Source organism: Salidesulfovibrio brasiliensis JCM 12178 (assembly GCF_001311825.1).
In the GTDB taxonomy this organism is placed as follows: domain Bacteria; phylum Desulfobacterota; class Desulfovibrionia; order Desulfovibrionales; family Desulfovibrionaceae; genus Pseudodesulfovibrio; species Pseudodesulfovibrio brasiliensis.
The window spans coordinates 18,438-28,004 of sequence record NZ_BBCB01000034.1 but is presented as its reverse complement, the minus strand read 5'-3'; the positions used below and the strand labels follow the sequence as shown (position 1 = coordinate 28,004).

General features: G+C 62.0%; 7 protein-coding genes and 2 pseudogenes. 3 read left to right on the top strand and 6 right to left on the bottom strand.

The window, feature by feature from the left end:
- Positions 1-314: 314 nt before the first annotated feature.
- Positions 315-1,085, top strand: a complete 771-nt coding sequence (locus JCM12178_RS09945) for a type III pantothenate kinase (RefSeq protein WP_054650986.1) — start codon at positions 315-317, stop codon at positions 1,083-1,085.
- Between the two features lie 155 nt (positions 1,086-1,240).
- A pseudogene (eno, locus tag JCM12178_RS09940) lies at positions 1,241-2,529 on the top strand (phosphopyruvate hydratase).
- Between the two features lie 162 nt (positions 2,530-2,691).
- On the opposite strand, the gene JCM12178_RS09935 reads toward eno, so the two are convergent.
- The 4 genes and pseudogenes from JCM12178_RS09935 to JCM12178_RS20900 form a co-directional block, all read right to left on the bottom strand.
- Positions 2,692-3,753 carry a phosphotransacetylase family protein gene (locus tag JCM12178_RS09935; protein WP_054650984.1) on the bottom strand — a complete coding sequence of 354 codons (1,062 nt, stop codon included), beginning with the start codon at positions 3,751-3,753 and terminating at the stop codon, positions 2,692-2,694.
- 67 nt (positions 3,754-3,820) lie between these two features.
- Complete coding sequence (locus JCM12178_RS20910; protein ID WP_369404498.1) at positions 3,821-4,522, bottom strand: acetate--CoA ligase family protein; 702 nt, start codon at positions 4,520-4,522, stop codon at positions 3,821-3,823.
- Complete coding sequence (locus JCM12178_RS20905; RefSeq protein ID WP_369404497.1) at positions 4,504-5,442, bottom strand: hypothetical protein; 939 nt, start codon at positions 5,440-5,442, stop codon at positions 4,504-4,506. The genes JCM12178_RS20910 and JCM12178_RS20905 overlap by 19 nt, the downstream gene beginning before the upstream one ends.
- 154 nt (positions 5,443-5,596) lie before the next feature.
- Positions 5,597-5,956 (bottom strand): annotated as a pseudogene (locus JCM12178_RS20900) (CoA-binding protein); the annotation flags it as partial.
- A gap of 16 nt (positions 5,957-5,972) precedes the next feature.
- Here JCM12178_RS20900 and rnc point away from each other — a divergent pair.
- Positions 5,973-6,662, top strand: coding sequence for a ribonuclease III (gene rnc / locus JCM12178_RS09925; protein ID WP_157054862.1), 690 nt, complete (start codon positions 5,973-5,975; stop codon positions 6,660-6,662).
- 80 nt (positions 6,663-6,742) lie between these two features.
- Here the strand turns inward: rnc and JCM12178_RS09920 are convergent, their stop codons facing one another.
- Positions 6,743-7,657, bottom strand: coding sequence for a flagellin N-terminal helical domain-containing protein (locus JCM12178_RS09920; RefSeq protein WP_054650980.1), 915 nt, complete (start codon positions 7,655-7,657; stop codon positions 6,743-6,745).
- A gap of 544 nt (positions 7,658-8,201) precedes the next feature.
- Entirely contained in the window at positions 8,202-9,491 is a 1,290-nt protein-coding gene (locus JCM12178_RS09915) for a CBS domain-containing protein (protein WP_054650978.1), read from the bottom strand.
- Positions 9,492-9,567 lie beyond the last annotated feature (76 nt).

Sequence of the window (9,567 nt, the reverse complement as noted above, 5' to 3'; positions counted from 1 at the left end):
GGCCTCCGGCGGGCAGGGCGCTGCCCTGCACCCGGCAAAGGGGATAATCCCCTTTGCAATCCTTGGGTTGTCTTCGGTTTTCCCGCTGGTGCAGGACGCTGCAAGCAGTCGTCCTGCACCAGCGGGAAAACCGAAGACGGGGGTTGAGGCCAATGACGAGACAACAAACAATCAGCATAACCCGTCAGGCCGCATGGACGGTGTCCGGTGGACGGATGCCGCGCGGGGCGGCCTGACAAGACAAAGGTTTTTGGAGATTCTTAAGAACTTTTGCAAAAGGTTCTTAAGCCCTCGGAGAGCCGCCGGAGGCACCCATGGCATACGCACTGCTCATAGACGCCGGGAACACCAACACGAAATTCTGCCTGGCTGACGAGACCGGGCTCAAGTCGAGCTACACGTTGCCCACTCGGCCGCGCAACACTGCCGACGATTGGGGCATCAAGATACTGGAGGTGCTCCGGCTGGAGGGTGTTTCGCCCGAGGAGGTGGAGGGTTGCGTGGTATCCTCGGTGGTGCCGCCGCTTGATCCGCTGCTGGCGGGCATGAGCAAGCGGTTTCTCGGAATGCGGGCGCGGTTTGTTCCGCGTGATCTGCCGCTGGGTATCGAGAACCGGTACGCCCGGCCGGAGCAGGTGGGCGCGGACGTGCTGGTGACGGCGTTCGGGGCGCGGCGGTTGCGGGAGGAGCGTTGTCTTATCGTGGTGGATTATGGCACGGCGACGACGCTTGCCTGCATTGTGGACGATGCGTTCATGGGCGGGCTGATTTGCCCCGGCGTACTGTCGTCCATGAGTTCGCTGCATGAGGGCACGGCCAAGCTGCCTGCGGTGGAGCTTGAGGTTTCGTCCGATGAGCTTTCTTGGGGACGCACCACGAGCGAGTGTCTGAATCAGGGGCTTGTGTTCGGTTTTGCGGAGATGACGGGCGGGTTGTGCCGCAAGCTGGCGAAGCAGATGGACGCGGATCCGTATGTCATTGCCACGGGCGGCCTTGCCTCGGGCATTGCGCGCATTTGTCCGGAGATCGACGAGGTCCGGCCCGACCTGCTCATGGAAGGGCTGTGGATGGCGTGTTTTGATTAGGGATCGGGCGAGGCGTCCAGTTCCGGGGTGCGTTCCCGGCACGAAATAATAACATTCTCCACGCGTTCGGCGTTTGTATAGCGGGGCGTTTTCGTTTACATTCCCTGCAACAAGTAATGAACCCGTTATCATTTGAACGAAATAAGGAGTCTTCCATGAGCATTATTTCCGGAGTCTGGGCAAGAGAAATTCTGGACAGCCGCGGCAACCCCACCGTGGAGGTGGAAGTCGTGCTGGAGTCCGGCGCGCGCGGTCGCGCTGCCGTTCCGTCCGGAGCGTCCACCGGTACCCGCGAGGCGCTGGAACTGCGCGACAAGGAAGAACGCTACGGCGGCAAAGGCGTGCAGATCGCCGTTGAGAACGTGCGCGGCGAGATCGCCGAGACCATCATGGGCATGGATGCGCTCCGTCAGGTGAGCATCGACAACGCCCTGCTCGATCTCGATGGTACCGAGAACAAGGAGCGCCTTGGCGCAAACGCGCTGCTGGGCGTCTCCATGGCCGTGGCCCGCGCCGCCGCCAATCTGGTGGGCATGCCGCTGTACCAGTACCTTGGCGGGGTCAACGCCAAGCTGCTGCCCGTGCCGCTCATGAATATCATCAACGGTGGCGAGCACGCACCGAACAATCTCGATATTCAGGAATTCATGATCATGCCGCTGGGCGCGGACACGTTTGCCGAGGCCCTGCGTATGGGTGCCGAGACCTTCCACGCGCTGAAGAAGCTGCTGGCCGCTGACGGCCATGTGACCAGCGTGGGCGACGAAGGCGGCTTTGCGCCGAATCTCAAGTCGCACGAGGAGGCCTTCCAGTACATCATGAAGCCATCGAGAGTGCCGGATACGAGCCGGGCGCGGACATCGCGCTGGCCATCGACGCCGCCGCGAGCGAGTTCTACAAGGACGGCAAATACGTCTTTGCCGGTGAAGGACGCGACTTCGACGCCGCCGGGCTGGTCGACTACTACGCCGACCTCTGCGACAAGTTCCCGCTCATTTCCATCGAGGACGGCCTTGCCGAAGCCGACTGGGAAGGCTGGGAGCTGATGACCGAAAAGCTGGGCGAGAGCATCCAGATCGTGGGCGACGACATCTTCGTCACCAACCCGGACATCCTCGCGGAAGGCATCGTGCGCGGCTGCGCCAACTCCATCCTCATCAAGCTCAACCAGATCGGTACCGTCACCGAGACGTTGGACACCATCGAGCTGGCCAAGACCGCCAGCTACACCAACGTGGTGTCCCACCGCTCCGGCGAGACCGAGGACAACTTCATCGCCGACCTCGCCGTGGCCGTGAACGCCGGGCAGATCAAGACCGGCTCCCTGTGCCGTTCGGACCGTCTGGCCAAGTACAACCAGCTCATCCGCATCGAGGAAGAGCTGGGCGACGACGGCATCTACTACGGCCCGATCCTCGGCGAAAGCTGGTTCGAGCTGGATTAGCGTTCGTCATCCCCTGAATTGCAAGGGCCGCTCCGAGACGGGGCGGCCCTTTTTTCGATCCTTTCTGGGTGAGATGGCTCAACTCGGCATGCGGTTGCCAAAAAAAGAGGCCGCGCAAAACGCGGCCTCTCACGAAAGCATTGGGAAACGGCTCGTTGCCGCCTACAGGCCCAGCTCCTTCTTGATGTGCTGGAAATCGATGTTCTCGGCCACCAGATCCGCGCCCTGCTTGATCTTGATGGCGTCGCGGAGTTTGTGGCGGGAGAGGATGGAGTCCATCTTCTTGGCCACGGAGTAGGTGTCCTCGCGCACCATGATGATGGGCGTTTCAAGCACTTCGGAGCGGGTCAGGATAATGTCGTTGGGGTAGAGGTTCCCGGTCAGCACGAGACAGGGGCAGTCGCCCTCCAAGGCTACGAGCTGGACGTCGGAACGGTCGCCGCCGACGATGATGGCCGAGTTCTTCTTTTTGCGGAAGTGGGTCATGAAGTTCTCGACCTGCATGGTGCCGATGAGGAAGCTCTCGACCACGCGGTCGGCCTTGTTGTGGGCGGAGATGATCTTGCCGCCGAGACGGTCTGCGAGGTCGCCCACTTTGATGGCGCCCATGAGCGGGTCGCGCGGGATGACGCCGAGGACCTTGATGCCGCGCCGCTCGAAGAACGGGGCGAGCAGCTGGTTGACCTCTTCCATGAAATGCGAGGGCACGTCGTTGAGGATCACGCCCACGAGCTGGTCGCCGAGCTGTTCCTTCATGACCGCGAGGTAGTCGTATTTGAACTCTTTTTCAAAGCGGTCGATGATGACGGCCTTGATGCCGAGCTTCTTGATGATGGTGATGGCGTCGGTGTCGCAGTATTTGCCGGAGTACATGGAGCCGGAACCGGCCACGAGGGTCAGGTCGCGGTCCTTGGCGAGCTCTTCGTAGTTTTCCGCGATGGTGTCGCTCAGGCCGTCGAGCTTGCCGGTGAAGGCCTTGACCTTGAAATCCTGCGTGACCACGACGGGCGTGACCTGCGCGGGGTCTTCATCCAGCCCGAGGACGTCCTGCACAAAGATGGCGTCGTCGTCGCCGAGCTTGCCGTCAACCTCAACGGGCATGGCTCCCACGGGCTTCATGTAGCCGATGTTCAGGCCGTCTTTCTGCATCTTGAGGCCGATGCCCATGACTATCATGTTCTTGCCGGAATAACCGCTGGTTGAGCCTATGTAGAGACCTCGCATCGCGTGAATCCTTTTTGGTTCGGGTTGCCGCCGTCACATGCCATGCATGGCGGTGTCCATCCTCGGTTTATCTAGCGCATGTGGTGCTTGATTGGCAAGACTGGTCGAGAACCACCCGTACGCCTGTAACCAATGCACCCTCGGGTCCGGCGATGACCGGATCAAGTTCCACTTCCGCCACGCCGGGAAAGTCGTCGGCCATCTGGGACATGGTCAGCACGATGTCCTCAAGGGCCTTGAGGTCCGCGGGGGGCTTGCCGCGTGCTCCCTGAAGGAGCGGGAAAAGCTGAATCTCGCGCACCATGGCCTGCGCGTCCTGCACGGTCAGTGGGGCGAGGCGGTGGCTGCGATCGCCAAGGAATTCGGCGGACGGGCCGGACAGGCCGAACTCCAGAACAGGCCCGAATTGCGGGTCCTGACGGAAGCGAACCGTGCATTCGGGGGCGTCTTCGGGGCCCATGGCCTGCACGAAGCAGCCGGAAATGTATGCGTCGGGCTGCCTTCTTGCCGCGCGGGTGGTGATGTCGAAGAACGCGCGCCGCACTTCCTGCGGGGTGTTCAGGCCGAGCACAACGCCGCCCACATCGCTCAGGCTGGTCACGCCGCGGGCCACGAGCTTGAGGGCAACGGGGTAGCCGATCTTTTTGGCGTGCTTCACGGCCTGATCGCCGGTGCGGGCGAGCTTGGTTTCCGGCACCGGCAGCTCATAGGCAAAGGCCACGTCAAAGGCTTCGGGACCGGAGAGTTCGCTCAGGCCGATGGAGCGCATGGAGTTGAACACCTTGGATGCGCGGCCCTTGTCGCGGCGAAAGCAGATTTCCGCGGGGTATGGGCGGTTGAGCCAGCGCCACTGGGCATACAGGCGTCGGCAGCGGCCACGGCTGGCTCCGGGTAGGAGTAGCAGGGCACGCCCGCCTTCAGCAGGATGTCGCGGCCGGGGCCGACCTTGTCGTCGCCCATGAAGCAGGCAAAGAACGGCTTGTCGGCCGTTTTCGCCACCTCCACGATGACGTTGGCGGTCTCGTGGATTTCCGCCGAGGCCGTGGGCGTCAGCAGCGGCATGACGCTGTGGGTGGCCGGGTCCTCCACCACCGCTTCGAGCGCGGCGCGGTAGCGGTCCGCCCCGGCGTCGCCGATGATGTCGATGGGGTTGTAGAGCGCGGCATAGGACGGCAGGGCCTCACGCAGCTTTTCCAGCGCGGCGTCCGAGGGGCGCGGCAGCATGAGTGAGGAGTTCTCGCAGGCGTCTGCGGCGAGGATGCCCGGACCGCCGGAGTTGGTGACAACGGTGAGGTTCGGCCCCTTGGGAAGCGGCTGGGTGGAAAAGGCGCGGGCGAAATCGAAAAGGGATTCGAGGCCGTCGGCCATGATGACCCCGGACTGCCGGAAGGCGGCCACACAGGCCGCTTCAGAGCCGGCTACCGATCCTGTATGGCTGGATACGGCCCGTGCCCCGGCCTGCGTCACGCCCGCCTTGATCATGATGACCGGCTTGCGCTGGGAGACCCGCTGGGCTACCTGCATGAACTCGCGGCCGTTGTCGAGGGCTTCGAGGTAGCCGATGATTACGGAGGTGTCCGGGTCGTCGCCGAGGGCTTCGAGGGCGTCGGCCTCGTTGATGCCCGCCTTGTTGCCGAGGCTCATGAACCGGGAGAAGCCGATGCCGTTTTCCAGCGACCAGTCCAGCACGGCGGCGCACAGCGCCGGACTGGGAGAAGAATCCGATGTTGCCGGGCAGGGGCGCGTCCTGCGCTATGGAGGCGTTCAGGCCGGTGGCTGAGTCGATGATGCCGAGGCTGTTGGGGCCGAGCAGCACGAAGTTGTGCCGGGCGGCCAGCTCGGCCATGCGCTGTTCCTGCTGAAACCCGTCCCGGCCGGTCTCGCGGAACCCCGCGGTGATGACGCAGACCGCGCCCACGTGGGCCTCGCCCAGTTCTTTCATGGCGGGGAGGACCTTGTCGCGCGGGAGGCAGATGACGCCGAGATCGGGGTGTGCGGGCAGGTCGGCGCAGGATTGAAAAACCGGCAGGTCGCGAATTGTGCCGCCTGCGGGATTGACTGGAAAGATTTTCCCCCTGTACCCTGCGGCCTGCAGGTTGGCGACGACAAGGTTCCCGAGCTTGGCCGAACTACGCGACGCCCCCACCACGGCTATGGTGCCGGGGTGAAACAGCGCTTTGAACCTGTCGAGGGAAATAATCATGCAAACGGAATCTCTTGTGAAATTTTCTGATCTTGAAGAGTCTATCCACTACCGCTTCACCCATGTCAAGCACGCCGAGGCGGCTCTGACCCACAGTTCTTACGCCAACGAGGCTGGCGGGGGCGAGGATAACGAGCGTCTGGAATACCTCGGGGACGCCGTGCTGGAACTGAGTATCTCAGAAGAAGGCTTCCGGCGCTACCCCGACGCGCCGGAAGGCATGCTGACCCGCATCCGTTCCGATCTGGTCAAGGAAGCCAGTTTGGCAGCAATCGCCCGGCGTATCAAGCTGGACCGGCATATTCTGCTCGGCAGAGGTGAGGAAGGGCAGGGGGGACGCACCCGCGACGCGCTGCTGGCCGATGCGTTCGAGGCCATTCTGGGGGCGGTGTTTCTGGACGGCGGCTACGAGGCCGCTCGGGATGTGGTGCTGCGGCTCTTTGACAGCCGCTGGCCGGACAAGCCGATGCTTCCGGCGCGTAAGGATTACAAGAGCCGTTTGCAGGAAGTGACGCAACGGCTTTTTCAGGATCGTCCGCTCTATGTGCTGACAGGCACCCACGGCCCGGAGCATGAAAAGATTTTCGAGGTCGAGGCGACCCTGCCGGACGGCAGGACTTTTCAGGGCAGCGGGACCGGAGTGCGCAAGGCCGAACAGCTTGCCGCCCGCCATGCGCTGGATGACCTTGGCGAATCCTTTGACTGATTCCGCAAACAAGCGGAAGCCGGAAGGCGCTTCCTGCGCCATTCCGGCTCCCGATTTCCCCTCGTTCGACGCTAGGTTTACTAGCCGCCGATAAGCTGCATTGCCATCTGCGGCAGCTGGTTGGCCTGTGCGAGCATGGCCACTGCCGACTGGGTCAGGATCTGGTTGCGGACGAACTGCGTCATTTCGGTGGCGACGTCCACGTCGGAGATCCGGGATTCCGCGGCTTGCAGGTTTTCGGCCTGAATCTGCAGGTTGGTGATGGTATTTTCCAGCCTGTTCTGCAGCGAGCCGAGACCGGCGCGGATCTTGTCCTTGGAAATGATCGCGGAGTTGATCGCGTCCATGGCCTGCTGGGCAAGCTGCTGGGTGGAAACGGTCTTCCCTGCGTTTTCACGTCCTGCGGGCCCGTCGGCTGCGGCGTGACCAAGGCCAAGCGCGGAGGCGCTGGAGCCGTTGATCTTGATGTAGTAGTAGTCTTCTGCCGAGTCGTTACTGGTGCCGAAGTGAACCTTCAGCGGACCGGTGGAGGAGAGCCCGGCACCGTTGTGCTGGGATTCCATGCCGGACAGGTTCCCGTTCAGCAGGTAAATTCCGTTGAAGTCGGTTGCATTGGCGATACGGGTGATTTCCGAAGCCATGGCCTGATACTCGGAGTCGATGATCAGGCGCTGGTCGGAGTTGTAGGTACCCGTGGAAGCCTGCATGGCCAGCTCCTTCATGCGAATGAGCTTTTCGTCGATGACCTGCAGCGCGCCGTCAGCGGTCTGAATCATGGAGATGGCGTCGTTGGCGTTACGCACACCCTGGTTCAGCGACTTGATCTCGGAGCGCATGAGTTCGCGAATGGCAAGACCTGCGGCATCGTCAGCAGCGGTGCCGACACGCAACCCGGATGACAGCCGTCTGGTGGAAACGGCCAGCCGACCATACGAGTCCGAAAGATTTCGGGACGCGTTCATGGCCATCAGGTTGTTGTTAATAACGAGAGACATCGGTAACCTCCTTGTTGTTACGCAAATCCATTTTGCCCCTCTTTCAAGCACCAACCGTGCCAACAGAAACAATTCCTGCATTATCAAGCTGTTGCATGTGTAAAAAATCTCTAGAAACCACTGTCTTTCCGGCTGTTTGGCTGAAAAAAACGCCACTGTGTCAGTCTTTCGGCGGCCATGACGGGGAAGAAAATTCCCTGTCTTTCGGCAATGCTGACGCGGAGTTTCCGGAAACGGGGGGGAAGATACTGCCGCCGATTCCGGCGCGGCTGGGCCTGAGGCGGCAGTTCGTGAAGGCAGGGTGTACTGTCTGAATCCCGGATCAGGGTGAAGCGGGACGAGTTTCAGAGGGTGTGATTCTTTTTGAGGAATCGATCGGGTTCGACTGGTTCACGGCGCTGGCCAGAGAGATGGTGATACTTGTTGCGGCGGGGATTGAGAGCGTGTTGCACAGACGTTATTGAAAGGCATCCAGTCGGAATACGAAGGGCTTTCGGGCGCGTGAAGACGGTCCAGCCGCATTTCCGGAGTCCTGCCCGGCACGCTAGAAGTCATACACCTCAAACAGAAGATCGGTCTGGGTGATGACGCCAACAAGCTCGTCGTCCTCGACCACGGCAAGAATCCCTTCGCGGGCGTCCACCATGAGCGCAACGGCCTCGCGGCAACTGGCGTCGGGAGCGATCCTGGGGATGTTACGTCTCGTGTATCCCTTTACCGGCACATCCAGCCGTCCGGTTTTTTCCGCCTTGGCGCATTCCAGTCCGGACACCCCGCCCAGCAGGGTTGATCCCTGACAGACCATGAGCCCGGTTCGGTTTTCGTCCGCGAGCCTTGCGGCGACATGCCCCATGGTGGCGTCGGCGCCCACCGTGAACCCGGCCGGATCGGACATGACGGAGCGTACCCCCTGATTATCCCCGCAGCTCTTGCCGATAAGCGCGCGCATTTGTTCGGCCGCTTCGGTCGGGCTCGTCTTTCTGATGATGGCTGATCCCGCGCCCGGGTGCCCGCCGCCACCCAGCGTTCGCATGATCTGCCCGACGTCGATGAATTTCGGCTTGCCCCGGCCGATGACCATGCATTTCTGCGAGTCCGCCTGAAAGAGGCCGAACGCTGCATCCAACCCTTTGAAGGAGCGGAACCGTTCCACCAGCGGGGCCAGCGAGGTCAGGCCGCTCTTTATTTGCAGGGCGCTGATGCCAATGGTGAGTTCGCCGAGTTCGACGATCTCGGACTCCTCGAGCATTGCCGCGAAGACCTCCGCATGTGCGTCGTCCACCGTGTCGTCGAGGTAGGCGGAGACCACGTTGAGGTCGGCTCCGTTATCGAGAAGAAAGGCCGTCATTGCCGCATCGCGGGCAGTGGCGGAAGGATAGCGCAGTCCTCCGGTGTCGGAATAGATGCCGAGCAGGAACAGGGTTGCGTGCATGGGCGTGAAGGGGGTGTCCCGCCGCTGCATCTCCTCCAGCAGCAACGTGACGGCTGCGCCCGTCTCTTCCCGGTGGGTCTCGGTGCTCTCAATGGTGACGCCTTCCATGTGGTGGTCCCAGCAGATGATCTCCAGTTCTTCCCTTTTTGCCAGAGCGTCCATTCCGTCCAGCCGTTTCCAGCTGTTGGCATCGACCACCACGAGAGAGGTCACACCGCCCAGTTCAAACCCCTTTCTGGGCGTTACCCTGAGGATGCTCCCGTGAAGCGCGAGGAACTGCTTGACCTCGGGGTTGACCCTGTCTGGCAGCACCCCTACCGAGCCGGAGTAGAGGTGGGTGCAGGCAACCATGGAGGCAAGGGCGTCGAAATCCGTTCCGGTGTGCGTGGTGATGATTCGCATTGCGTGTGATCTCCGTCGTTGGGCGTCATGCGCCGGGCAGTGCCGCGCACTCCCCATGTAGCACACTTGCCAGTAG

What these genes read in the sequence shown, in the direction of transcription:
- JCM12178_RS09935 (WP_054650984.1), bottom strand. Translation starts at nt 3,753, where the DNA reads ATGCGAGGTCTCTACATAGGCTCAACCAGCGGTTATTCCGGCAAGAAC.
- JCM12178_RS20910 (WP_369404498.1), bottom strand. Translation starts at nt 4,522, where the DNA reads ATGCGCTCCATCGGCCTGAGCGAACTCTCCGGTCCCGAAGCCTTTGAC.
- JCM12178_RS09945 (WP_054650986.1), top strand. Translation starts at nt 315, where the DNA reads ATGGCATACGCACTGCTCATAGACGCCGGGAACACCAACACGAAATTC.
- JCM12178_RS09915 (WP_054650978.1), bottom strand. Translation starts at nt 9,491, where the DNA reads ATGCGAATCATCACCACGCACACCGGAACGGATTTCGACGCCCTTGCC.
- JCM12178_RS09920 (WP_054650980.1), bottom strand. Translation starts at nt 7,657, where the DNA reads ATGTCTCTCGTTATTAACAACAACCTGATGGCCATGAACGCGTCCCGA.